Origin of the sequence: Salicibibacter cibi (assembly GCF_016495865.1) — a bacterium.
GTDB lineage: Bacteria > Bacillota > Bacilli > Bacillales > Marinococcaceae > Salicibibacter > Salicibibacter cibi.
Window position 1 is genome coordinate 2,797,283 of sequence record NZ_CP054706.1, and the last position, 24,341, is coordinate 2,821,623.

The window sequence follows — 24,341 nt, forward strand, 5'->3', positions numbered from 1 at the left end:
CTATATGCTTTAAATGACGAAAAGGAGGAAAATTTTTTGACACAAAAAGAAGACTTCATCAAGTTGGAAAACCTATATAAATATTTTGGGAAGGTAAAAGCGGTAAATGATATATCAATAAATATTGAACGTGGTGAACTCGTTTCATTTATAGGTCCGAGTGGTTGTGGGAAAACCACATTACTCCGAATAATTGGCGGTTTTCATGAACAAGATTCAGGTAGCATAACTTTAGATCAAGAAAAAATAGATCATTTATCCCCTGACAAGCGCTCAACTGGAATGGTGTTTCAAAATTATGCGTTGTTTCCACATATGACAGTGCACCAAAATGTAGAGTATGGACTAAAAACCCATAAAATACTAAAAAATGAACGGCAAAAACGTATAAAAAAGGCTTTAACTCAAGTTCAATTAGATGGATATGGAGATAGGAAACCAAGCGAATTAAGTGGTGGACAACAACAGCGAGTTGCAATCGCCCGTTGTCTTGTTCTCGAACCAAAGGTCCTTTTATTAGATGAGCCATTATCTAATCTTGATGCTAATCTACGTATGATGATGCGTGAAGAAATACGTAGATTGAAAGAAGAGTTAGATTTAACAATTGTTTTTGTTACCCATGATCAGGAAGAAGCATTAAGTATTTCAGATCGTGTGATTGTCTTAAATCAAGGTGAAATTCAACAATTGGATGAACCAAGTATCGTTTATAATCACCCTCAAAATGAATTTGTGGCTAAATTTGTTGGGCAAGCGAATATTTTAAAAGGGTCTATAAAAGCTGATCAAAATACTACTTATTTTCATGCAAAACAATTTAAATTTCCAGTGAAAAATATAGATGTAGAAGATAACAGTGATGAGATTACAATTATGATTCGTCCAGAGCGCCTTACCATTGATTTAGATGCCCCTCTTCAGGGAGAAGTTATTAGAGTAGTATATAATGGAAATTACGTTCGTTATTTTGTTGACCTGAATAACACTGAGGTTATGGTAGATGAGTTCAATGTAAGTACGAATCGCTATAAAAAAGGAGATAGAGTCGGAATCCAATTTCCAGTGACACCTCATTATATTCATACTTAGTTATTCGTATAAATAGCTTCTCGAAATTAGCAGGCGATGAAGGTTCAAGCGTTCAAGCGAAGGAACAAGGGATAATATCATAAAAAGTCAAAAACACCTACCAGAGATAGGAGGATAGTAAAAGCATGCGCTAAGATATCCTTGTTGATCAACTATATTTATTTTAATGCGAGGAGAATGTAAAATGGCTAAACAAAAAAAAACAAAAGAAGTAAATTTTTCAGTAACACCCTATGAAATGGCTGTACGTTTTCAACAGAAGAGTGCTGAAATGTATGCAGTGCAGATACAAGCTTACAATGTTGCAAAGGAGCGATTGACCCATCATGTTAAACATCATAAGGAGGAGAAACCTTTAGCTGTTATTCTAGATTTGGATGAAACAGTTTTAAACAATATGCCACTGGTTGCTAAAGGTATACAAGAAGGTTTTGCTTTTACAAATTGGGGTAAAAATTGGGAGGAATGGGTTGATTCTGCAACGGCTGATACTATTCCTGGTGCAAAAAGCTTTTTGGAAGAGGCTGATTGCCGTGGTGTTGAAATTTTTTATGTTTCCAATCGCCTTGAAAAAGATGTACATCCAACGATTGCGAATATGCAAAAACTTGGACTTCCCCAAGTTTCAGAAGACAAAATTTTGCTGCTAGGAGAGAGGGGGACAAAAAAAGAACGCCGAGATAAAATCAAGAAAGATTATGAGGTTGCATTAATCATCGGAAATAGTCTATATGATCTTTCCTCTGTTTTTATTAATGAATCAACGGAGGAGCAAATTGTCACTGTAGAAGAGTTAGCTGACAAATTTGGAGACCAATTTATCCTTTTACCGAATTCCGCATATGGTGATTATTGGGTGGATGCTGAATTAGACCCTTGGAAAGGCAGATAGCTTACAAATTAATGGTGAAAAAGGAAGAAGCGAACATTATCCATCTAAAATTATCGTACCGTTGGAAAATAAGTAAAAAACAAAACCGAAAGCAAGGAGGATTTCCTTCGCTTTCGGTTTTTACATTTTTTATAAAAACTGCAACAACATCGTGGCCATGGAAAAATAAATCGTTATTGACACGACATCAATGAAGGTTGTAATAAACGGTCCCGAGGCAATGGCCGGATCAAGGTTCAGCCGATTAATAATCAACGGAACGACGGAACCGATCACTGCCGCGACGCCCAAAGAGAGAAAGATCGAAAACCCGACAATAAACGCTAAAAAGAGATCCCCGTCGTAAAGGAACGGAATCAAAACGATGAGCGTCAATGCACACGCGAAGCCGATGACGAGGCCCGTGCCTAATTCCCTGATTAGCGCCCAAAAAAGTCCCTTTTTTTCAAAGTTGCCAAGGGCCAAGCTGCGGACAACGACCGCCAAGGATTGTGTCCCCACATTTCCGGCGGAGCCCATCAACATTGGGATAAAAGCCGAAAGCAAAACGACTTGTTCCAAGGTCTCTTCAAACTGGCCGATGATACCTGCGGTGATCATTCCTAAAAACATAAGCAAAATAATCCATGGTGCCCGCCGCTTTGCCGCGGTAAACGCCGAAATATTCACATCTGTCGTCCCTCGCGTCGTCGAAAATTCTGCAAGATCCTCGGTTGCTTCTTCTTCAAGTACATCGATCACATCATCAACCGTAACAATGCCCAACAATTGATTGTGCATAGAAACAACAGGGGCCGCGAGAAAATCATATTTCTGGATTAAGCGTGCCACGTCTTCCTGATCATCATTGACATGCACGGAAACGACGCGGCGACTCATCACATTTCCCACCTTTTCATCCAAAGGAGCGACCATGAGATCACGCAAAGAGACGACACCGGTTAATTTTTCGCTTCCATCCACGACATACAGATAATAAATCATCTCGGCATCCGGCGCTTCATTGCGCAACCGGTTTAAAACGTCACCGACTTTTTCCGTTTCATGAAGATGAATGGACTCTTTCGTCATAATCGCGCCGGCCGTTTCCTCTTCATAAGTGAGCAACTCTTTGACATCTTCGGCCTCTTCCAAATCCATGCCGGTCAAAATTTCTTCGCGCTCTTTTTCTTTCAGTTCCCCGAGAAAATCGGCGACATCATCCGCATTCATATGGTTAAAGACATCGCTCATGTCTTTATTTTTCCATTCATGGACCATATCCTTTTGCTCTTCAACATCCAGTTCCTCAAATATATCCGCAAGTTCCGCAGCCGTCATTATCTCGTAAAAACGATTGCGGTTCTCTTCTTCCATTTGTTGGACGACTTCCATTTGGTCAACGGGATGCAGGTCAAGAAACTTCAAGCGAAAAGCGGTATCTTCACCTTCTTGAAGCAACGCCAACAAATCCCGGTTGTAGGCAGCACGCGTTTCATCATTCAATTTTACCATCGTTATCCCTCCTGCAAGCCGCCTCTTGCTGTCACACGGCAAGGGGCGGTTGATGAATGGTCTGTTCCTGTTCTGTCATGTGTGCATCATTATGATTGCTCGAATCGGGAACCAAACGCCCCTCACCTCCTTTAATGAATATCATTAGACAACTTGACTTTTCGCCGATCTTTTATGACGAAAGCCTTCGCCCCACTTATGCGGATAAGAAAGTTGATTTATACTTTCTTAGCTACTGAAAAAAACCGCCTTCTTTATTTCGAAAGGCGGCACACTTAAGCAACGATTGCTCCATTACGTTCGCCTCCGTCGTAGAGCTTTAGCACTGTGCGGCATAGACAAAAGCCAGCTGCATTAAAGATCACCTTAGCTCGATAACCTCTGTTTACCCATTGGCGTCTTTAGACATTTTTGGGCAGCAGCATTTCTCCGCACAGGAGCCTCACCTAACGAGTCATTTCATTTCCTTTTCCACCGTTTTTGACTATACAGAAGGAGAAAGGCACTGTCAACCAGCTTCCCGTAATCTTATAGGTATGTAAATGCTTCATATGCAGACAATAAAGTGAAACTTCCATCAGAGATGACTTTGTTCTGATGGTTAGTTGAACCAATCGGGGTGTTAGTCGCCCGTTAACTCCCGCTTACGGGTTTGAAGCGGGAGTTAACGGGCGCTTACCACCGAGATAAATCCTAAAAGGGGGAGGCAGAGAATGCGCAAGCGGACAAAAAAACAACTTGGCGACGACTATGAACATAATGTTTCGTTAGTACAAAAAGAACTACGTGCCGATAAAAATTTTGACATCATTGAACAAGAATATCATTTTGGCGGCAAGAAGATGTCGTTTTATGCGGTCGATGCATTCACCAACGATTTCGTCGTTACTCAAATTATGGAAACTCTATCTGCGCTTGACGAAAATGCGCTCGCAAAAGATCCCCTCACCCGTCTGGAAGAACGAGTGACCCCCATTGCAGAGTTAGAACGGGAACATGAATTGGATGAAGTAATCACCCAAATCCTTTCCGGCCAAGCTGCGTTTATCGTGGAAGAATGCAGCGAAGCTTTGCTTATGGACGTGCGGGAATATCCCGTGCGAGAACCGCAAGAACCCGATATGGAACGAGTGGCCCGCGGAGCAAAAGACGGATTTGTGGAGACCCTTATTTTCAACAGTGGTCTCATTCGCCGCCGTCTGCGTGATCCTTCTTTAGTGATGGAGTCCATGCGGATCGGTCGCCGTTCGAAAACGGATGTTGTTATCAGCTACATTGAGACCGTTGCCGATCCGGAGCTTATGCGACGGCTAAAAAAGAAAATCAACGCTATTGATATTGACGGTTTACCTATGGCCGAAAAAACCATCGAAGAATTTCTTATTAAAAAGAACCTGGCACCATTTCCGCAAGTTCGTTATACAGAGCGGCCCGATACGGCGGCTGTCCACCTTATGGAAGGGCATGTGCTCATATTGGTTGATGGCTCGAATGTCGCGATGATTGTGCCTACAACCTACTTCCATCATCTCCAACATGCAGAAGAATACCGACAAGAACCATTCGTCGGCTTTTTTTTGCGGTGGGTTCGTTTCTTAGCTGTTTTTGTTTCCATCTTTCTTCTGCCGATATGGTTTCTTTTCGCCGACAATGAAATGCTCGGACCGGATGCGTGGGGGTTCCTCGGGATCGAAGAGGATTTTAACACGCCTATATTTTCGCAAATTCTCATTGCTGAATTTGGTCTGCAAGTCTTAAGAATGGCCGCGATTCACACGCCGGACGCATTGGCTACAGCCTTAGGGCTGGTTGCTGCCATTCTCATCGGTGAAATTGGCGTTGAGGTAGGGATATTCTCGAATGAAGTCGTCATGTACGCAGCCGTCAGTGCTATGGCCGGCTACTCCACACCAAGTTATGAACTGGGGCTATGCAATGCGCTCATTCGAATTGCTCTCGTTTTTGCCGTCGGCTTCTTCTCATTATACGGCTTTCTGATCGTCGGGCTTTTGATCTTTTTGGCGCTCGCCAAAACGAAAATATTGAATACGCCTTATTTGTGGCCCTTCCTTCCTTTCAACGCTAAAGCCCTTTTGGATTTACTGATACGTATGCCGCAACCATATAAAAATTTTCGTCCCACTTTCGTCCATCCGTTGGACCAAAAAAGACAAGCAAAAAAGAGATAGCGGGTCGGCAATGGGCCGCTCCCTAACGACCGGCGGTGTTGTTCCATTCGCTCCGTTTCCCGATTTCTTCGATTTTTCGTGAATGGTTTGATACATTCTTAGTTAGGGGTCTACCCTTAACTAAAAAACCGCTTACTTTAAGAGGAGGAAAAACAATGGAACACGTCATTATCACCGGTGCCTCAAAAGGGCTGGGAGATGCGATGAGACGGGCATTCCTCAATCGCGGAGCGACGGTTCATGCCCTGGCCCGCTCGAAAATTTCCGAGCAAAAAAATCAACATAGTTATCAAGTCGATGTCAGCGATGTCAACGCGCTCACCCAAACGTTTCAATCAATTTTTTCCGGAATTGATCAACAAACATGCAAGGCTCTTACATTAGTGAACAACGCAGGACTTATCTCTCCCGTCGGTCCGGCTGCTGAAAATGATCCGCATGAGATCGCAAAAAGCATTGCCGTGAATGTGAGCGCGCCAATGATTGCATCGAAAGCGTTTTTGGAACACAGTGAGCATTTATCAGTCAGCCGAACCATATTAAACATCAGTTCCGGTGCCGGCAGGAGTCCGATGGAAGGTTGGAGCGCGTATTGTACCGGAAAAGCGGGGCTTGATATGTATACAAAAACCGCCGCCCTCGAGCAAAAAGATGCGGTCAATCCCGCTCGTTTTCTTTCTGTAGCGCCCGGCATTATCGACACGGATATGCAAACGACGATTCGCGGCACATCAAAGGACTCGTTTAAACACGTGGACAAATTCCGGACCTACAAAGAACAAGGGGCACTCGTTGACCCGAATGACACGGCAAAAGCCATGCTTCGGTTGCTCGATGACCCGAAAGCAAGGAACGGAGAGCTGTTCGATATAAGAGAATACCTATGAGCAAAGGATTGCGCACAAAAGGCGCAATCCTTTTTTCAGTCGGCCTCGGTACGCATTTGCCAGCCAAGAATAGCGTTATAAAGCGCGTGAGCGGCAATCGGCGCCCACAAGGTGTGACTCAATAAAAATAAAGCGCCTAGCCATATGCCCATGACAAAAACGACGATGTGCATAAGCGTTTTCCCCTTATATTGCGGCACATGCAAGGCGGCGAAAACGAGCGCATTTAAAACGAGCACCAATCCCGTATTCCATTCATCAACACTCAAACCCATAAGCACACCGCGAAAAAGGAACTCTTCGGCAACACCTGCCCCCAACGCGATCGTAACAATTCCGCCACGTGCCCGGATAATTTTTTTTAAAAGCCGGGTCAGGTCATTATTGGGCAAATCAATGTTCGTTATCTTCATGATGATGGTCACAACAAGCGCCATGAGCGCACCACTGCCAAGGCCGATCAACCCATCACGGATAAAGGATTCCGGATCGAAAAGCCCTGCCAAAAAAGGCAGCACCTCACCCCAGCGAAAAATGATCGTTAACAACAGGCCGGCAAGAACCATAAAACCAAATCCTTGCCACACCGCTGTAAATAAACGGGCATTGGTTGTTTCCATCAAAACCCTCCTTCGGCTTAAGCAAAAAAGAGCGACTGCTTCTTATTATGAAGCAGCCGGATCAATATCAGCCATAAAATCTTCGACATGTTGCTCGCTCATTCCGCCGGTTCGGATATGTTGGACTTCGCCATTTTCGTCAATCAAATAGGTGGCGGGAAGTTCTCCGACGCCGTATTGGTCAAGTACATTACGGTTTTCATCCATCAGGATCGGAAAATTCAATTGATGACGCTGAGCAAAGCGATCAATCGTTAATTCAGACTCTCCGACATTGACAGCCAAGATTTCCACATCTTCATCTGCATATGCTTGGTACTGATCTTCCATATAAGGCATTTCATCTTCGCATGGAGGGCAGAAAGTTCCCCAGAAATTCAGAAATACGCCTTCACCTTCGTAGTCGGCAAGTTCCACCCGCTCGCCATCCATATCCATTAATGCAAAGTTGGGCGCCTGTTCCCCTTCGGAAACCATACTCGGTTCCGCTTGAATAAAATTCGTGTAAAACACATAAAAAACCCCAGCGGTAAGTGTGAGCAATATCGCCGTACGCATCAGTAGCCGGCGGCGTTTTCTTTTATACCTTTCCTGTTTATCCATCTTCCCACCTCTGCGCTAATTTTACTTAGTATTAGCATCTCACAAGCTTGGGGCGTAACGCAAGTGAGACACAAGACTGTTGGTGTATTGTCATCGTTTTGGAAACTTGCCTCTCACAGGCTTTCGAGCAACGCTTCCCCATTCGTTGTCGGGCGCTTACAAGCAAAATTTTCACAGAGATAATACGTGTTTTTTCCATCTATAGCCGTAAAATCCTTTGCAAATGCCGGCACATCCTTCTCGCCTTCCCTGATCACGAGTGGCTGAATGTGCGGAGTGAAGGAAGTTCTTAAATGCCGGATCACGGGATCATCTTCCAAACCATCGTCACCGGTAACAATAACGAGTGTTTTCCCGCGCCATTCACGCATGAGCAACGCCTGCAATAAATGAAGATGCCCGATCGGATAACGCTCTAAGCGCCAACTTGTTGTTTGTAAAAGCTCATGCACGTCATTGAAAAAAGACTGGTCAGCCGTGATGTCCGCCAAGCGTAACAATTGAACGGCAGCCACCGAATTACCGGCAGGCGCAGCTCCGTCCGACCATGATGACGGGCGTGTAAGGAGGGGTTCTGCGTCCGTGCCTGTGAAATAAAAGCCGCCGTTCTCAGCCTGAAAAAGCCGCTTCATTTCTTGTGCCAGATGATTGGCCTGTTGCAAATACTCCTCTTCATACGTCGCATCATACAGTTCCAAACATGCCCACAAAAGATTAGCGTAGTCATCGATGAAGCCTTTTTCCTTCACTTCTCCGTCGCGATAGCGAACCATTAGGCGACCTTCCTCGAACATTGTCGACGTCAAAAACCGATAGGCATTTTTCGCACGGTCAATGTAGTCAGGTTCAGCAAATACCGCTCCCGCTTTTGCGTATGCCGCGATCATGAACCCGTTCCAACTTGTTAAAATTTTATCGTCTTTATGCGGGTGGACCCGTCGTTCACGGGCATGAAACAGTTTGGTGCGACTTGCTTGCAATCGTTGCTCCAAGGTTTCCGTCGACACGCCGTGCTTCGAGGCCACTTTTTGCAAATCAGCATCGATTTGATTGGGAATGTTCTTCCCTTCAAAATTTCCCATGTCGCTCATGCCATATGCATCGCAAAATAATGCACCGTCCTCGTCACCGAGAACGTCCATGATTTCCGTCTTCGTCCAAACGTAAAATTTCCCTTCTTCCCCTTCCGAATCGGCGTCTTCCGCAGAGTAAAACCCGCTGTTCTCATCGCGCATCCCGCGTGAGACGTAATCAAGAATTTCTTTTGCCGTTTGTTTGTATGACGCATCGCCGGTAACCTGATACCCTTCCGTGTAGGCGATCGCCAGCAACCCGTTGTCGTAGAGCATTTTCTCAAAGTGGGGAACGAGCCAACGATGGTCAACGGAATAGCGGGCGAAACCGCCGCCGATATGATCGTAGATGCCACCGTCGCGCATTTGCTTTAGCGTCCTTTCTGCCATTTCTAGCGCATTGGAATCATTCGCCCACGCCGCGTATCGGAAAAGATAAAAAATGTGTTGCGGCATCGGGAATTTAGGCTCCCCTTCCAGCCCACCATACGTTTGGTCGAATTGCTCTTTCAATTGGTTGTATGGATTTTCGAGGGTATGCGCGCCGATCGCTTCCGGATCCGCTTGCATCCCCTCGGCCAGCGCTAGCTTCACTCGATCGCCAATATCCGTAATCCGGTCCCGGTTCTTTTGATACTGTTCGGCGAGCTGCGGCAACGCATCGAGCATCCCCGGCATTTGTTGCATGCTTTGTTTCGGCATGTACGTCGCCACGTAGAACGGGGCTTGGTCAGGCGTTAAAAACGCGGTGAGCGGCCAACCTCCGTGGCCGTTCATCGCCTGGCAAGCATCCATATAAATGGAATCAACGTCCGGCCGTTCTTCCCGGTCGACTTTGATGGAAACATAATCGCGATTAAGCAACGCCGCTACTTCCTCGTCTTCAAACGATTCGTGGGCCATAACATGGCACCAATGGCAGGTACTGTAGCCGATGGACAAAAAAACCGGTTTATTTTCCGCTTTTGCTTTCGCAAATGCTTCTTCCCCCCATTCATGCCAATCAACAGGGTTATAAGCATGTTGAAGCAAATAGGGAGATTTCGCATGGATGAGCGCATTCGGTGTTCCTTGATCACCAGACATCGTATCACACCTTTCTCCTTTATTATCCGTTGTACCCTTAATGTCTACGTATAAAAACAAAATACATCATGGGATATGCGGACATCATTAACCATTATTGAATTTACGAAGGAATATCTTGCCGGCAGTATTAGAAAATAAGCCCCCGCATTCAAGTAGGAGCGAATTCTCATTTTAACAGCATTCACGTAAACCTTTTAATAATTTTCAACACGAACGTACAATTGCTTTCTGCCGTGCGACAATCGTCTAATGAGGAAGGGGGTGGTTGGATGACGGCATTCGAAGCAATAAGTTTAGTCGCACAGGCGACTATAACACTCATTGTATCCATTGTCGTCTTCTAAACAAAAAGAAGAAGTAACTGCCCCCGACCATGGTAGCGATTACTTCTTAGGATTAAACATCTTAGTGGTCAACCGCTCTTTATGGAGCCGGATTGTAGTTGCCGGTACCGGACAATTATTTCTGTTCGATACCTATTTCTAAGCATAGTATATAATGAACTCATTATACTATCAATTTATCATTGCTGGTCAGTCACGACTCTGATTTTTGATTTTTTCCAAATCATCTTCAGTGATGTTCGTCACTTCGGTAATTTCTTGAGCTGAATAACCTTTTTTAAGCATTGCTTCAGCAATTTCCTTTTTTTCTTTTAGTCTTATTTCCTCTTCTTCCCTTCTCAACTTTTCAAATACAGGTTTGAACGTCGGTGGGTCGGGAAATGAAGTATTATGCATATAGTTCACCTCCTCTTCTGCTGTTGAGCTAAACTCGTCTTGTAGCTTTTGCTCCATTTCCTTCGGCACGGTGAGTAAGAAGTCGACAAACGATATCAACGAAGCGGTATATTCTTGCGAATAGTTCTTGTGACAAATGATCAACTCGAAAAGTTGCCGTTTGAATTGATAGCGGTCATCAGTGTTCTTTTCACTCTTTAACGCATATTTGCCGGCTAAGACGACAAGAGCAAAAGGATTGTTCGATTGCAATAACGTTTCTTCATCCTGAGTCCAAATTTTATACGTATTGTAGGCATAGGTTAGCTTTGTTCCGTAGAAATAGTAGTCGTAAGATGTGGGGTGGAACGATTGATCGGTGTCTGTGAGAAGAGCAATGGCAAAAATCTTTTGGTTATACTTGTCGAAAATACGATAAAAATATTGAAACATGCGCTCCGAAAAATGATCCTCTTTGTCGCGTTGAACCTCCACATGAGTAAGAATCCATTGTTCTTTTCCGTCTTTCAGATGAACTTTCATGAGTTTATCCGAATATTTTGTCCCTTTTTTCTCCGGGAAAGTTCGCTTAAGTTCCTGTTCCAGGGCGTCTGGCTGTTTGCTCCAATCCAGTTGTTCGTAAAGATTGGGAGCAAAAATAACATGAATGGTTCAAACAGATCGGTGATCACTTTTTTCCATAGGCCGTCATGGTCAAATACGACGTGGGTTCTTCCTGGACAAGTATGGGCATCGCATTTGTCATTATATTACCACATCCGTTTAATTATTATAAATGAGGAATAACTTATATGTAGTATACCATGCCCTAAATTCGAAAACAAGTGTTCCCTTTTTCTGGTTGTAGTATAAAATGAAATCATTATACTCGCAAGTTATCTTTACCGGTCAGTAGTGATTTTCTTTTATCCTCTACCCTTCTTTGTTCATGGGACAGTACGAAGATTCAGAGAGAATTATTGAAACCGGTGACACGGTTACCTTTTCTATATTCATGGAAGAAGCAGGCATTCAGCCGTACACTGACTTACTGATGGTTCTTCTTTTATATAGCGTTCTATGGTTCTTTTGTCGAAAGAAATAGAGCTGTGATGAAAGTGATTCGTAATCAAAAAGACGCCTCGTGAAGAAGCGTCTCTTTTTTATAACCCTTGATCCACTGAATGCCATAGTAAAAGGAATGCGTCGCTAATTTTGTTCAATTGTAAAGCAGTCTGTGCGCTTTTTACATAAATATTAAGTGGGCATCAAGTATGGAAAGTCAATCCCTATACAAGTTCGATCCCTAAAATGGCATAAACGATAGTTCCTAATTCCAGCGTCCGACCCTCATTCATTCAACGCCGTCTCCAGCGTCTCTATATTTTTTTCCATCATGCTAAAATAATCTTCGCCATTTGCCATGTCTTCTTCAGAGACGGATTCCAGGTTGCGAAGGATCAAGCTTTCTGCGCCGATTTCCTCTTGAATGACTTCGGTCACTGTGCTGCTTACGTTATTTTCGAAAACAACGTATCCGATATCGTCCTCATCCGCGATCTCGACGATTTCGGCCAGCTCTGCCTGGGACGGCTCTTCGTTTGAAGAAAGGCCGAGAACGCTCAATTGCTCCAATCCATAACGATCTTCCCAGTAACCATAAGCGGCATGGGAGACAATAATCTGATCATGCTCAGCCTCTGCAAACGTCGATTCCAGCGTTTGATCGAGCGCTTCCAAATCGTCTCGAAGCGTTTCATAGTTTTCCGTGAAATATGCTTCCTGTTCGGGCCGCAACTCTATAAGCGTATTTTTAATGTTTTCCGCAACGTCTATACTACGGCTCGGATCAAGAAAAATATGCGGGTCGCCGTCTCCGTGCTCGGCATCGTGATCGTTGTCAATGAGTTCAATGCCTTCTCCCGCCGGAACCATATCCACATCCTCATCGGCAAGCATCTCTTCTGCTGTCTCAACAAAGCCTTCCATGCCCACGCCGGAGTAGATAAAGGCATCGCTTTCCGCAAGTTCGATCAACTCATTGGCTGTTGGTTCAAAGGAATGCGCGTCTGCATTCGGCGGGTAGATGCTTTCGGCTTCCACTTCACTGCCGCCAATTTTGGACGCAAAGTCTTCCAACGCAAAAACAGTCGTGTGAATTTCTAAAGGATCGCCTTCTCTTTCGTTATCCGAACTTTCTCCTTGACAACCGGCAAACGCAATGCTGGAACTTATCATCAAAATAAATATTTTTCGCATCTTGAACATCCTAATAAATGTAATTGTTACGATTTAAGATTAGAGGAACAAACCGTTCATGTCAATGCCTCTCTACATTTTTCCGGTCATCTAGTATACTAAAAATAAGCAAAATAGCAGAAAGGGCTCAGTTTATGGATGTAGCAACTGTCACGCTCGCGATTGCGACGATGGCGCTTATCATTGTGCTTGGGGCGGCCGTCGCTTTTCGCTTTCCGATTACAGACAATACGAAGCAGCTTTTCATGGGTATCATCATTAATATCGCTGTACCGGCCATTATCTTAAACGGCATCTTCAACACGGACATATCCGGACAAATCATGCAGCAAGCCGTTACGATCTTTATTTTTTCGATTATTTTTCATGTAAGTGCCGTTTTGTTTGCTTTTTTGATCGGCCGCATATTTCGCTTTCCGTCCTCTTGGGCGAAAAAACTCGCGATTCTTTCCGCGTTTGGCAACACCGGGTTTATTGGCATCCCGCTCAGTTTCACCATTTTCGGTCCGACAGGCGGTCTGCTCGCTTCCATATTTAACGCCGGGCTCGATTTGATCATTTTTTCCCTCGGGATTTTCATGTTGCAGTCTCATGGACGATTTGACTTCCGGCAATTAAAAGCGTTGCTCAACGCGCCGTTAATCGCCTTAGTCGCCGGAGGCCTGTTTGCATTTAGTGGTCTGGATGCCCCTGTCATCCTCCAAGACTTAACCGAGATGTTGTCCAGCCTTTCGGCGCCGCTTTCGATGTTATACATCGGCTTTTTGTTGCCTCCTTTTTTCAAAAAAGGACAAAAACTTGTATTTCCGGAGCTTTGGTTTCCATTAGCGATGCGTTTGCTCATCATCCCTGTCATTAGCATCACCATCATCACTTTTTTGCCAATGGATGATTTCTTAAAACAATTGTTCATTATCCTTGTACCTTTACCGACATTTACATTGGCAACGGTTCTTTTTTCAAGGTATACGGATCATGAAAATGAATCGGTCATGACGATCATCTATTCAACGATGCTTTGCCTGGCCACGATTCCGATCATTGCGGTCTATGCCAATTTTCTACCTTAACATAGGAGGGAGATTCATGCGTGAAGCGTTAATTGTTATCGATTATACGAATGATTTCGTAGCACCGGAAGGAAAATTAACATGTGGGGAGCCCAGCCAAAACATTGAAGAAAGGGTTACATCCATCCTGAAGCAGTTCCATCGGCAGGAAAAAGAGATTTTCTTCGCTGTTGACGTGCATGAAGAAAATGACCCTTATCATCCTGAAACCGAATTGTTTCCGCCCCACAACATCCGCGGAACGAGCGGGCGCGACCAATATGGAAAGGTACAGACGTTTCTCGATGAACTTGGCGCGGATTGGCCGGCGCATATCCATTGGCACGACAAAACACGCTACAGTGCATTTGCCGGCACACCTTTGGAACTAAAATTGCGGGAAAGAGGCATCGCTCACCTCCACCTCATCGGCGTTTGCACGGATATCTGTATTTTGCACACTGCCGTCGATGCTTATAAACGTGGGTTTGCACTGACGATTCACGAAGACGCTGTGCAAAGCTTCAACGCCGATGGACACACATGGGCACTCGGGCATTTCAAACATTGCCTTGGCGCGAATGTTGTCACCGATTAATACCGTAGAAAGCGAGGATTATAATGAAACCATACGTTTATATTGCACATCCTATTGCACCAAAAGTAGAAGCTTACATCGCCGAACATTGCGAATATAAAATCTGGAATGAAGCAAACGAGAAGATGCCGAAAGACCAATTAAAAAAGGAATTAAAAAGCGCCGATGGCGCCATTCTAACAGGATATGATGTCGATGAAGCGTTGCTCGCGGGCACAGAGAACCTCAAGGTTGTAAGTACAGTCTCTGTTGGGTATAACCGCTATGACACTGCTGCGCTAAAAAAACAAAACGTTTATGGCACCCATACGCCCCATGTTCTCGATGAAACGGTCGCTGACTTGATTTTTGGGCTCGTTTTATCCGGCGGACGCAGGATTGCCGAACTCCACGAGTACGTGAAAGGGGGACATTGGGGCGAGGAACCGGACAGCGCTTTTTATGGCTATGACATTCACCAACGCACGATCGGGCTCATCGGCATGGGAAGAATCGGTGAAAAAGTCGCAAAACGGGCACGTTTTGGCTTTGACATGGACATTCGTTATTATAATCGGTCCCGGAAAACGGAAATAGAAGAAAAATACGATGCCGTTCGTCTCGAATTGGACGAGCTTCTGAAGCAAGCCGATTTCGTCGTGCTCATCGTTCCTTTAACAAACGATACCTACCACTTAATCGGCGAACGTGAACTTAAGTTAATGAAATCCAGTGCGGTTCTGATCAACGGGGCGCGAGGACCGGTTGTGGATGAATACGCGGTTGTCCAAGCTTTACAAGACGAAACGATCTTCAGTGCCGCACTCGATGTTTTTGAAAAAGAACCGCTTCCGCAAGATCACCCACTGTTATCCTTGCGTAACGTAACGTTAACGCCGCACATCGGATCCGCTACCCGAAACACAGATGAAGCCATGATGATGCGAGCCGCTGTAAACATGGTCCAGGGCGCTCGCGGAGAGACGCCGCAAGACGTGATTAAAGAGTTACGTTAGAACAAAAATACGTGATGCTTGCTTATTAATGGGTGGACAAAAATACTAATGCAGCGCGGGCTGCAATGAAATCTCACACCTGCAAAGGCCACTGGGATACGGATTCGATTTGGTTTACCCCTCTCCGGACAGGCTTCCTTTCGTTTGAGGGATTGGATCGGCGCTCTTGTTCCTCTCGGGGCAGTTTTTCTTCCGTTTAAGGGATTAAGTCAGGGCTGTAATCCCTCTCGAACCGGCTTTTCCTCTGTTCGAGGGACTGGGATGAAGAGCCACTAGTGCAAGATAGATTAATTATCCAATAATGGATACAGTTGGAATAATTTCGGTCAGCAAGGCTTCTGGCTCCCTAACGGACAATTTACCGCATCATGGCGACCGAAAAAGCGGTCGGTTCTCGTGTTCGGTCGCCATAACCGTTTTATGACGACCGTAATGGCCTGAATCGAAAGCGTTCGGGCGTCATAGCCGCTTCATGATGACCGAAAAGGCTTGTATCGAAAGAATTCGGTCGGCATGGCTGCCTCATGGCGACCGAACGAGCGATTGGTTCTCGTGTTCGGTCGCCATGAACCGTTTCACCGGGGAGCCTGCTTCGCAAGAAACCATTCGGTCATTGACGATAGCCTTTGATACCTTAACTCGGGCTGTGGCGGTTTAATCCAATCGATCACTGACCCCAGTTTGAAGCTCTAATCCTGTCTTCCGATCGTCGGTGTGACCGCTTATTTTCGACAAGCTGCACTAGTAAAAACGGCTAAAATTTGGGGTTACACCTGTGTAGGGAAGTCTTCTACACATCCATTTTCTATTTTAGTGCCCGCCTCCGATGCTGGATGACCGACTAATACAAGCCCTCTGCACTATAGACGTCCGTCCCGCGTGATATTCATTCATCTAATCATCGAACTGAAAAAAGCGTGCAATAATGCACGCTCTATTTCTTCCTAAATCAATTGATAAACAGACTTGCGATTCTCCACTTCTTCATTAATCATTTAATGCAACTTCCAATGTTTCAATGTTCATTTCCATCATACTGAAGTAATCTTCACCTGCTTCAAGGTCGTCTTCAGAGATGCTTTCCATATTCCGCATGATCAAACTTTCCGCTCCAATTTCATTTTGGATCACTTCGGTTATGTTACTGCTCACATTGTTTTCAAAGATAACATATTCCAAGTCATTCGCTTCAGCGGTATTGACTAATTCAGCCAGGTCGGATTGCGAAGGTTCTTCGGTAGAAGAAAGACCGTGAACGCTCAGTTGCTCGAGCCCGTACCTTTCTTCCCAATAGCCATATGCAGCGTGTGAGACAATGATTTGGTTATGATCAGCTTCATCAAAAACGTGTTGCAATTCTTGATCAACATTTTCTAACCCTGCGCTCAACTGCTCAAAATTATCTTCAAAATAGGCTTCTTCCTCCGGCATTAATTCAACCAGTTCATCTTTAATGTTTTCCGCCAATTCAATGCTTCGTACAGGGTCGAGGAAAATATGCGGATCACCATCGCCGCCTTCCCCATCATGGTCATCGATCTCAATGGTCACTGGCGCCGATTGGGCATAAGCTTCGTGGTCATCATCAAACAGCACAGCCATCAGCTCTTGACCGTTTTCGGCCGGAGCTTCATATTCTTCGGTATCTTGGTCCGATACTTCCTCCCATTCTTCATCTTCACCATCACGGGAGTACCAGTGCCAATGGTCATAGTCAACGTCTTCATTCACCTCAGCAGTTAGCGAAACATCATCGCCCGTATGGTAATGATCAAGTAATCCTTCAATCTCTACATCTTCCGATGCTTGCTGATCGTTGCCATTCCCATTGTCGTCATCGTCTTCTTCATGGCCGTGATCATGGTCCTCTTCATTGCCATTCTCGTCATCATGATCATCGATCTCAATGGCCACCGGCGCCGATTGGGCATAAGCTTCGTGGTCATCATCAAACAGCACAGCCATCAGCTCTTGACCGTCTTCGGCCGGGGCTTCATATTCTTCGGTCTCTTGGTCCGACACCGTCTCCCACTCATCCTCCTCATCATCACGGGAATACCAATGCCAGTGATCATAATCGACGTCTTCATCCAACTCGGCAATAAGCGAAACATCATCGCCTGTATGATAATGATCCGCTAAGCCTTCAATATCGACATCTTCCGGCGCTTGGTGATCGTCATCGTTTCCATTCGCATCGTCTTCCCCATCATCGTGGTCTTCTCCACGTAAATCGATGTTTTCTGCGGCCGGAATGATGTGAACATCTTCGTCAGCAAGCGCATCATCCACCGTATCCGCGAACGGTTCCATCCCTGTTAAACCAGAATAAATAAAGGCATCTGATTCCGCAATTTGCACCATGTCATTCGAAGAAGGCTCATAAGTATGGGCATCTGCATTCGGCGGATAGACACTTTCTGCCTCTACAAATTCTCCCCCAATTTTTTCTGAAAAATCTTCCAGTACATAAAGGGAAGTGTAAATGGAAAGCGTATCTCCGGCATTTTCTTCGGATTCAGTCTCCGCACCCTCTTCCTCCGTTTCTTCAACTTGACAACCGACAAGCATCAATCCCAACGCTAAAAATATTACGTATACATAAGGCTTCATAAGGCTTCCTCCTCCAGTTTCAATCCTTCTTTATCGCTTCTTTCACACCTGGTATCTGTCCTTTATATGTGTACCCGCGAAAAGCAATTCTTGCCATCTTAAATTTTCGAAAATAGACCACGCAGTCGCCCTGTTATCTCAGTTATATGAACGGGGCAATGAAGAATCTCGTGGTAGCTTTGCAATGCTTCATAATCACCTTGTTGTTTTTAATTATTACGCTTAAAGATTAGGACAAGTTCTTTTTATTGCCAAGCCACTACAAAAAGAAAAGCGCGTCGCAATCTATGATCCTGCGTGAACCGGACGAATAATCCAATCAAACGGATCCTCCAATTCCACCCAATCAGCTTTCCAACTCCTCATCGGAAAGCAGGCACGAATCGAGCTCTTTTCGAATGTGTGCTTCATCCATATCTGCCCCAATGATGACAAAACTCAGTTATCCGATCCCCGTAGTTCTCATGCCAATGCGGGAGCATTTCTTCATCCGATCATTTCACCAGCTCGCTTTTTTAACGCCCGGGAGCTGCCCTTTATGCGCGTACTCGCGAAAAGCAATACGGGACATTTTATATTTTCGAAACACGCCACGCGGACGTCCCGTAATCTGGCATCGGCTCGTCAATCGAGTTGGCGATGAATCGCGCGGGAGTTTTCGCAAGGCTTCATAATTCCCTTCTTCCTTCAGCTTTTTGCGAAGCTCCGCATACTGTGCAACGAGTTGTTCCCGTTTTTGTTCTTTCACGATCTTCGATTTTTTTGCCACTCATCGTCACCCTTTCAATTATTAAATCGTAACTATTACGATTTAAGGTTAAAACACCTTTTTCCTATTGTCAAGCCGAAATGCTTTTTCAAAAACGCACACATTTTATTTGTTTTAGTCCCTGTAACCAGCTTATGAAATGTGTAACGGCATTACGGGGTATACCATCATCGAACAAAATAACATTTTTATTTCCTCCCCCTATTGTGTTCCTTCAAAGATGATGGTAATATACAAAACGTAATAATTACGATTTACATAAAAAAAGGAGTGATCTTGTATGAGTAAAAAACTGCTCAGAAGTTCGGGAATCGTATTTGTAGCCCTGATGCTTGCATCATGCCAGGATTCTGCTGCAGACGAAGAAGATACCGAATCGGAGGAGGTGGAAACAGCAGCCACAGAAGAAACAACAGAAGATAAGGAGGCAACCGAAGAAGGGGAGCACGACCACGATCATGACCATGAGTCCGAAGAAAATGCAGAAGCAGGCGATGCCGAAATTGAAGGATTCATCGACCATTACCACACCGGTGATACAGTGGAACTTACGGCAACAACTGAAGAAGATGAAGGCGATGGCCATTGGCACTGGTATATCCGAGGCGGAGAGGAAGGAGAATGGGAAGAAGCTGACGGCGGAGATGGAGATACATTTGAAGCTGAAGCGGTAAACCACCAGCAGATAAAAGCGACATTATACGATGATGATCATGAAGTCATCAGTGAAACCGAGCCTGTCACCGTCATCATTGATGACCATGATGGCGATGTCTATGAAGGATATTTCGACGATGAAGATGTCGAAGACAGGGATATTTCAGACTGGGCCGGAGAGTGGAAGTCTGTCTATCCTTACTTTCAAGAAGGTGAGCTTGACGAAGTATTTGAACATAGAGCCGAAGAAAGTGACGACATGTCAGTTGAAGATTACGAGGCGTATTATGAAACAGGTTACGCCACGAGTGTAGATAACATCGAAATAACAGAAGATGGCGAGTTTACATTCCATGACGACGATGAAACATATTCAGGCACCTATGACTATGACGGTTACGAAATCCTTGAATATGAAGCAGGCAACCGTGGTGTCCGCTACATTTTTGAATTGGATGAAGGAGACGATGATGCGCCTCAGAACATTCAGTTCAGCGACCATATCATCGCACCGCAACCTTCTTCCCATTTCCATATCTATTGGGGAGATGACAGAGACGAGCTTCTGGATGAAGTGGACCATTGGCCAACCTACTACCCTGTAGATTGGAGCGTCGATCAGATCGTAGATGATCTGCTCCTGCACTAATCATTCAATGAGATTGTGAAAAGAGTTATTAGCGTTGTGCTGCCACTCACGAAAGAAAGCTTCCCTTATAAGGGAAGCTTTCTCATATATCTTTATGATGTGTGTATGTTTAATCTATATCTATCATGTTTTTCATTCCCTTTTTGCACCAGAATCAAACTTATATAAATGTTCCAATTCACTGAGCGTCATTATTTTTGAAATGATTTTGTTTTAATAACTGCTGAATGATTCTATCTTTTCGTCTTTCGACTACCTTCTATAATGCTCCCATCCCCCCGTAAGTAAGTCTAATATTTAAGGCTCTTCACCAAAATCTATGGCTGACAAACTAAGACAATTATGATTGGTAGTGACCGCTACGGAAAAACACTACGCTTTCCGTTGCCCCCGAGCTTTCCCACAGGAGTCTACGTGTTTTTCCTTCACTCGCTAGTGTTTTTCCCATATTTAATCACGAATATCAACCATTTGTTTTAGTGTTGACCCATACTTAGGGACTGCTGAATAACGGAAAAAGATTGGCACATAAGCATTTTCCGTTGATGTTGTCAAAACTGGATGCAAGAAAATCTATCCTAAAAGCAGAAAACCCTTGCACGTCTGGCAACACACGGAGGGACGGTGCTGCAATGGCGAGACTCCAGCGGAAAAACGGACGCGTCAAGCCCCCGAAGCGCCGGTTTTGCGCGAGGAGGCTTGACCGTTCGTCCGCGGAAAGCGAAGCCATGAAAGCGGCATCCCGGCTCCAACTAATATATGTAAGTTGTTCAGCAATCCCTACTTAAGACAGAATTTTTTAATGCCCATTTATATACGCTGTTTATTGACCCAATGATAAACGAACAATTTTCACCATAGGAAATCCTACCATAAGTATAATAAAAGATGTTTTTCCTGTAAACAAATATTTTTCATTAAACCAAATTTAGTGTGTGAAATGCAATCGCATATTTTCCAAAGCGATCACTGTTGCTTTACCGTTCAAAAAGAAAAAGGCCGTTTTGCTTCACTCCCTCGCCTGTTGTGTTCATTCCTGAAATTTTTGTTATTGACTAGCTCGGAGTATCCGCTAATTTTTATCTTTACTTTTAAAGTTTCTTTAGGTAAACTTATTTTTATTGAGGAAAAATAAGTGTTTTAAGCCATGATTCTGTGAAAGCTGCATTTGATAAATATTAATAGTCATTTAACAATAACTATTTTAAGAAAGGGTTGCTAAAAATGGTTTTGTTCATTCAATGCATTATTCTCTGTCTATTATTTACTCTCGTTGTATTTCTTCAACTGGTTAAAAATGATCCTGTGAAAGCATTGTACAACTATCCCCCGAAAATACAGGAAAGAGTCAAATCGATGACGGAGTATGAAGGAAGAATTCCCACCAGGAATAATAAAATATCGGTCAAACTAATTGCTGCAGTCGTGTTTATCATCATTGGCGTTTTGCTTGCCGGAATGGCTGGTGCAGATGGCTTTCTGGATGCATTCATTCATATGTTCATTTTGTTTACGGTCGGCAATCTCTATGATTTGATTGTGATAGACTGGTTGATCTTTCGTCATGTCAAAAAGTTTCGTATACCGGGAACTGAAGATATGGTTAGCGAGTATCATAATTACTGGTTCCATTTCGTAGCCTTTATGAGAGGGATAGTTATTGGGTTAGTCATATCAGCAGTTGTTGGGATCATCTACATGTTGGTTTTTTAAATCCTGTCATTGAGGACTTGCGCCCTATAGCTGTATGTGCTGTTACACGCAAAGAAAGCCACCTACATTCAGGTGGCTTTCTTTGAGAAAATATTTTTTCTTGTCCTTCTCTCAACCAAAATCTTTTTGTTCTCATACCTGCTAAGCCGTTCAGAAAAAATCGAACTCATCGTACACATAGGGTTGATCAGGCTCAGGAATTTTCTCAATTTCAGCCGCTTTTACATAAGGATCGGAACCTTCAGCATTCTCGTTATTCGCTAATTCTCCTTTTACGCGAACCCAAGAATCCATTTCATATAATTGGGCGTCTTCTGCGCTTACATGAAAAGCGTACACAACGGCATCTGCCAAACAGCATGTAATCACAAAACGAGCGACAAGAAACTCATCATCATTCATGGCAGGATCCTTATAAACAAATCCGGTAAAATCCATATCTTGACCATGAAGGCGCTCTCCGCCTTGTCCAATCCCTCGCATGACATCGACATAATTTCCATCGTCCAAGACAATCTCTGTTTGCTCTGCCAATTTTTCGGCCATATCCTCCCCTTGCTCTTGCCTGACTTCTTGTTCACTGATCACGGCTGAATGCGAATCACTGGTCGAGTTGGTTTCTTCTTGTGAGGAAGGTTCAATGGTTTGCGTACCCCGATTTGCAACAATTTCACTATTGAGCGTTGCCGATGGAAGCAGTATACCGGCAAAAATGGGAATGAGAAACAAACTATACGCGATCATATTGATACTGGTTGAAGCAGGAATGTGATGGTCTTCGTTGCATGAATGAGGATCTTTGGGGTAGGCACTTCTAAAAATTTGGAAAAGCCCAAGGACAAAAAATATGACGGTCGCCAAATAGCTAAATCCAACCATGCTTGGAGAGATATAAAAATAGATCGATTCGGTCAGCAACAACGAAAGTAGCAATATAGCAAAACCTAGCATAATAATGCCTCGCAAAAAAATGTGGAAAGTCACATCAATCTTTTTGGCCATAGCACTCTCTCCTCATTAAAGCAAAGGATGTAGGAACATAATTGCAGTGAAGACAATGACGGTTGTTGTGCCAATAACGACAAACACCACGCGTGCTTTAAATAAAGCCAGCATCATGATGGTATTTTTCAAATCAATCATCGGACCATAAACCAAGAAGGCAAGCAAGGATCCATTGGTAAATGTAGACCCAAAAGATGCAGCCACAAAAGCATCGGCTTCCGCACATAGAGATAGAAGATAGGCTAATCCCATCATGGCGATCGTTGAAGCAACCGCATCATCCCCGATGGAAAAAAGCAACTGACGATCAAAGAACGTTTGAAAAACCGAAGCAATGAAGGCCCCGATGATAAAATATTTTCCGACCATAAAAAACTCATCGATAGCATGATACAATCCTTGGGTTAACCGATGTTGCGAATGATCATGGTCGTGTTGACAACCCGTACCATGAACGGGTGGTTGAGACCTTAAAGGTTGCCGATTTTTTAACAAACGATAAACGATGCCCCCGATAAGGATGGAAAGAACGATCGCCAACCCCATACGCCAGTATAGGATCGATAAATTGTTTTGAAACGCGAAAAACGTAGAGGCAGCCACAATAGGGTTTAAGATTGGCATCGACATCATAATAACGATGCCGAGATGTAACGGCAATCCTTTCCTAATTAACCTTCGCACAACCGGAACCACGGCGCATTCACAAATGGGAAGAAGAATGCCCACCATTGTTGCCGGCAGTAACGCAACCATTGGGGATCTTGGTAATACACGATGAATCCAGTCTTCCTTAACGAATACTTGGACAAGAGAAGAAAAAAGCACCCCCATAAGCAAAAAAGGAAACGCTTCTAAAACAATGCTTAGAAAAATAGAGTGTGCCTGCAACAAAGATGTTGGAATGGCTTGAACTTCTTCAAGTGATTGAAATGGCTCCGCAAAAATGAGCGCTGCAAAAAATAAAAAGAGAATGAGTATGCCTAATGAATCTTTTAGAAACGTGCCCCCATGTTGATTTCTCATAGAATAGTAGCCTCGTCTTTTTCGGATTTTACTAGATACTATGAGAGCAGATGATAGGTTATGACTCGTGCACGGTTGCGGAACGATCCACGCACACCAGCATTAGAAAACTTGGCTTTTCGCAAAGCTTTTATGGCGAAAGCCTTCGCCCAACTTATGTAGGTAGGGATTGCTGAACAACTTACAGCTATCAGCTGAAGCCGGGATGCCGCTTCCATGGCTTCGCTTTCCGCGGACGAACGGTCAAGCCTCCTCCGCGCAAAACCGGCGCTGCGGGGGCTTGACGCGTCCGTTTCTCGCCATTGCAGCGTCATCCCTCCGTCCGTTGCCCGAAGTGCAAGGGGTTTTTC

The 24,341-nt window shown here is 44.3% G+C and carries 21 protein-coding genes, 1 pseudogene and 1 riboswitch; of the genes and pseudogenes, 9 read left to right on the plus strand and 13 right to left on the minus strand.

The genetic code is table 11. The features are described 5' to 3' along the window. The first annotated feature begins 36 nt into the window (after window positions 1–36). On the plus strand, window positions 37–1,092 hold the full coding sequence (locus HUG20_RS13955; RefSeq protein WP_200085251.1) for an ABC transporter ATP-binding protein: 1,056 nt from the start codon (window positions 37–39) through the stop codon (window positions 1,090–1,092). Between the two features lie 184 nt (window positions 1,093–1,276). Further along, window positions 1,277–1,984 (plus strand): 5'-nucleotidase, lipoprotein e(P4) family, encoded by a 708-nt coding sequence (locus HUG20_RS13960; protein ID WP_200085252.1) that lies wholly within the window; start codon window positions 1,277–1,279, stop codon window positions 1,982–1,984. A 129-nt stretch (window positions 1,985–2,113) separates the two neighbouring features. On the opposite strand, the gene mgtE is transcribed toward HUG20_RS13960, so the two are convergent. Next, window positions 2,114–3,478 (minus strand): magnesium transporter, encoded by a 1,365-nt coding sequence (mgtE, locus tag HUG20_RS13965; RefSeq protein WP_200085253.1) that lies wholly within the window; start codon window positions 3,476–3,478, stop codon window positions 2,114–2,116. Between the two features lie 297 nt (window positions 3,479–3,775). Next, window positions 3,776–3,939: riboswitch (M-box (ykoK) riboswitch) on the minus strand. A gap of 252 nt (window positions 3,940–4,191) precedes the next feature. On the opposite strand from mgtE, the gene HUG20_RS13970 reads away from it, so the two are divergent. Both HUG20_RS13970 and HUG20_RS13975 read left to right on the plus strand, forming a co-directional pair. After that, complete coding sequence (locus HUG20_RS13970) at window positions 4,192–5,667, plus strand: spore germination protein (protein ID WP_200085254.1); 1,476 nt, start codon at window positions 4,192–4,194, stop codon at window positions 5,665–5,667. Window positions 5,668–5,822: 155 nt separating this feature from the next. Next, window positions 5,823–6,554 (plus strand): (S)-benzoin forming benzil reductase, encoded by a 732-nt coding sequence (locus HUG20_RS13975; RefSeq protein WP_200085255.1) that lies wholly within the window; start codon window positions 5,823–5,825, stop codon window positions 6,552–6,554. Window positions 6,555–6,589: 35 nt separating this feature from the next. On the opposite strand, the gene HUG20_RS13980 is transcribed toward HUG20_RS13975, so the two are convergent. From HUG20_RS13980 to HUG20_RS14000, 5 genes are all read right to left on the minus strand, one after another. Beyond that, window positions 6,590–7,174 carry a CPBP family intramembrane glutamic endopeptidase gene (locus tag HUG20_RS13980; protein WP_200085256.1) on the minus strand — a complete coding sequence of 195 codons (585 nt, stop codon included), beginning with the start codon at window positions 7,172–7,174 and terminating at the stop codon, window positions 6,590–6,592. Window positions 7,175–7,219: 45 nt separating this feature from the next. After that, entirely contained in the window at window positions 7,220–7,777 is a 558-nt protein-coding gene (gene resA / locus HUG20_RS13985) for a thiol-disulfide oxidoreductase ResA (protein WP_200085257.1), read from the minus strand. Window positions 7,778–7,890: 113 nt separating this feature from the next. Continuing rightward, entirely contained in the window at window positions 7,891–9,936 is a 2,046-nt protein-coding gene (locus HUG20_RS13990) for a thioredoxin domain-containing protein (protein WP_200085258.1), read from the minus strand. A 536-nt stretch (window positions 9,937–10,472) separates the two neighbouring features. Then, window positions 10,473–11,201 carry an RpnC/YadD family protein gene (locus tag HUG20_RS13995; protein ID WP_200085259.1) on the minus strand — a complete coding sequence of 243 codons (729 nt, stop codon included), beginning with the start codon at window positions 11,199–11,201 and terminating at the stop codon, window positions 10,473–10,475. Window positions 11,202–12,008: 807 nt separating this feature from the next. Further along, on the minus strand, window positions 12,009–12,917 hold the full coding sequence (locus tag HUG20_RS14000) for a metal ABC transporter solute-binding protein, Zn/Mn family (protein WP_200085260.1): 909 nt from the start codon (window positions 12,915–12,917) through the stop codon (window positions 12,009–12,011). Between the two features lie 134 nt (window positions 12,918–13,051). Between HUG20_RS14000 and HUG20_RS14005 the strand changes: the two genes are divergently transcribed. The 3 genes from HUG20_RS14005 to HUG20_RS14015 are packed head-to-tail and all read left to right on the plus strand — an operon-like array spanning window position 13,052 to window position 15,559. Then, window positions 13,052–13,987, plus strand: coding sequence for an AEC family transporter (locus HUG20_RS14005; protein ID WP_200085261.1), 936 nt, complete (start codon window positions 13,052–13,054; stop codon window positions 13,985–13,987). 16 nt (window positions 13,988–14,003) lie between these two features. Then, entirely contained in the window at window positions 14,004–14,564 is a 561-nt protein-coding gene (locus HUG20_RS14010) for a cysteine hydrolase family protein (RefSeq protein WP_200085262.1), read from the plus strand. A 23-nt stretch (window positions 14,565–14,587) separates the two neighbouring features. Then, entirely contained in the window at window positions 14,588–15,559 is a 972-nt protein-coding gene (locus HUG20_RS14015) for a 2-hydroxyacid dehydrogenase (protein WP_200085263.1), read from the plus strand. A 987-nt stretch (window positions 15,560–16,546) separates the two neighbouring features. Here the strand turns inward: HUG20_RS14015 and HUG20_RS14020 are convergent. The 4 genes and pseudogenes from HUG20_RS14020 to rpsN all read right to left on the minus strand — a co-directional run bounded on the left by HUG20_RS14020 (window position 16,547) and on the right by rpsN (window position 18,941). After that, window positions 16,547–18,172: a metal ABC transporter solute-binding protein, Zn/Mn family gene (locus HUG20_RS14020; protein ID WP_200085264.1), complete on the minus strand. Its 1,626-nt coding sequence runs from the start codon at window positions 18,170–18,172 to the stop codon at window positions 16,547–16,549. Between the two features lie 19 nt (window positions 18,173–18,191). Next, window positions 18,192–18,381: pseudogene (locus HUG20_RS20010) on the minus strand (uS14 family ribosomal protein); the annotation flags it as partial. Between the two features lie 76 nt (window positions 18,382–18,457). Continuing rightward, complete coding sequence (locus HUG20_RS19595; RefSeq protein WP_281392425.1) at window positions 18,458–18,583, minus strand: hypothetical protein; 126 nt, start codon at window positions 18,581–18,583, stop codon at window positions 18,458–18,460. An 88-nt stretch (window positions 18,584–18,671) separates the two neighbouring features. After that, window positions 18,672–18,941, minus strand: a complete 270-nt coding sequence (gene rpsN / locus HUG20_RS14030; protein WP_200085265.1) for a 30S ribosomal protein S14 — start codon at window positions 18,939–18,941, stop codon at window positions 18,672–18,674. Window positions 18,942–19,221: 280 nt separating this feature from the next. Between rpsN and HUG20_RS14035 the strand changes: the two genes are divergently transcribed. Both HUG20_RS14035 and HUG20_RS14040 read left to right on the plus strand, forming a co-directional pair. Further along, window positions 19,222–20,247, plus strand: coding sequence for a ZinT family metal-binding protein (locus tag HUG20_RS14035; RefSeq protein WP_200085266.1), 1,026 nt, complete (start codon window positions 19,222–19,224; stop codon window positions 20,245–20,247). 1,356 nt (window positions 20,248–21,603) lie between these two features. Further along, window positions 21,604–21,960, plus strand: coding sequence for a hypothetical protein (locus HUG20_RS14040; RefSeq protein WP_200085267.1), 357 nt, complete (start codon window positions 21,604–21,606; stop codon window positions 21,958–21,960). Window positions 21,961–22,110: 150 nt separating this feature from the next. On the opposite strand, the gene HUG20_RS14045 is transcribed toward HUG20_RS14040, so the two are convergent. Genes HUG20_RS14045 through HUG20_RS14055 form a run of 3 tightly spaced genes read right to left on the minus strand, consistent with a single transcriptional unit; the run spans window position 22,111 to window position 24,305 of the window. Then, window positions 22,111–22,962: a TIGR03943 family putative permease subunit gene (locus HUG20_RS14045; RefSeq protein ID WP_200085268.1), complete on the minus strand. Its 852-nt coding sequence runs from the start codon at window positions 22,960–22,962 to the stop codon at window positions 22,111–22,113. 15 nt (window positions 22,963–22,977) lie between these two features. Next, window positions 22,978–23,991 carry a permease gene (locus HUG20_RS14050; RefSeq protein ID WP_200085269.1) on the minus strand — a complete coding sequence of 338 codons (1,014 nt, stop codon included), beginning with the start codon at window positions 23,989–23,991 and terminating at the stop codon, window positions 22,978–22,980. A gap of 38 nt (window positions 23,992–24,029) precedes the next feature. Further along, window positions 24,030–24,305 (minus strand): hypothetical protein, encoded by a 276-nt coding sequence (locus HUG20_RS14055; RefSeq protein WP_200085270.1) that lies wholly within the window; start codon window positions 24,303–24,305, stop codon window positions 24,030–24,032. Window positions 24,306–24,341: the final 36 nt, after the last annotated feature.

Excerpts from the sequence above, each read along its gene's own strand:
- mgtE (WP_200085253.1), bottom strand. The coding sequence starts at position 3,478 with ATGGTAAAATTGAATGATGAAACGCGTGCTGCCTACAACCGGGATTTG.
- HUG20_RS14010 (WP_200085262.1), top strand. The coding sequence starts at position 14,004 with ATGCGTGAAGCGTTAATTGTTATCGATTATACGAATGATTTCGTAGCA.
- HUG20_RS14055 (WP_200085270.1), bottom strand. The coding sequence starts at position 24,305 with ATGACGCTGCAATGGCGAGAAACGGACGCGTCAAGCCCCCGCAGCGCC.
- HUG20_RS14050 (WP_200085269.1), bottom strand. The coding sequence starts at position 23,991 with ATGAGAAATCAACATGGGGGCACGTTTCTAAAAGATTCATTAGGCATA.
- HUG20_RS14015 (WP_200085263.1), top strand. The coding sequence starts at position 14,588 with ATGAAACCATACGTTTATATTGCACATCCTATTGCACCAAAAGTAGAA.
- resA (WP_200085257.1), bottom strand. The coding sequence starts at position 7,777 with ATGGATAAACAGGAAAGGTATAAAAGAAAACGCCGCCGGCTACTGATG.
- HUG20_RS13960 (WP_200085252.1), top strand. The coding sequence starts at position 1,277 with ATGGCTAAACAAAAAAAAACAAAAGAAGTAAATTTTTCAGTAACACCC.
- HUG20_RS14020 (WP_200085264.1), bottom strand. The coding sequence starts at position 18,172 with ATGAAGCCTTATGTATACGTAATATTTTTAGCGTTGGGATTGATGCTT.
- HUG20_RS14005 (WP_200085261.1), top strand. The coding sequence starts at position 13,052 with ATGGATGTAGCAACTGTCACGCTCGCGATTGCGACGATGGCGCTTATC.
- HUG20_RS14040 (WP_200085267.1), top strand. The coding sequence starts at position 21,604 with ATGACGGAGTATGAAGGAAGAATTCCCACCAGGAATAATAAAATATCG.
- HUG20_RS14035 (WP_200085266.1), top strand. The coding sequence starts at position 19,222 with ATGAGTAAAAAACTGCTCAGAAGTTCGGGAATCGTATTTGTAGCCCTG.
- HUG20_RS13970 (WP_200085254.1), top strand. The coding sequence starts at position 4,192 with ATGCGCAAGCGGACAAAAAAACAACTTGGCGACGACTATGAACATAAT.
- HUG20_RS14045 (WP_200085268.1), bottom strand. The coding sequence starts at position 22,962 with ATGGCCAAAAAGATTGATGTGACTTTCCACATTTTTTTGCGAGGCATT.
- HUG20_RS19595 (WP_281392425.1), bottom strand. The coding sequence starts at position 18,583 with ATGAAGCACACATTCGAAAAGAGCTCGATTCGTGCCTGCTTTCCGATG.
- HUG20_RS14000 (WP_200085260.1), bottom strand. The coding sequence starts at position 12,917 with ATGCGAAAAATATTTATTTTGATGATAAGTTCCAGCATTGCGTTTGCC.
- HUG20_RS13980 (WP_200085256.1), bottom strand. The coding sequence starts at position 7,174 with ATGGAAACAACCAATGCCCGTTTATTTACAGCGGTGTGGCAAGGATTT.
- HUG20_RS13990 (WP_200085258.1), bottom strand. The coding sequence starts at position 9,936 with ATGTCTGGTGATCAAGGAACACCGAATGCGCTCATCCATGCGAAATCT.
- HUG20_RS13995 (WP_200085259.1), bottom strand. The coding sequence starts at position 11,201 with ATGAAAGTTCATCTGAAAGACGGAAAAGAACAATGGATTCTTACTCAT.
- HUG20_RS13975 (WP_200085255.1), top strand. The coding sequence starts at position 5,823 with ATGGAACACGTCATTATCACCGGTGCCTCAAAAGGGCTGGGAGATGCG.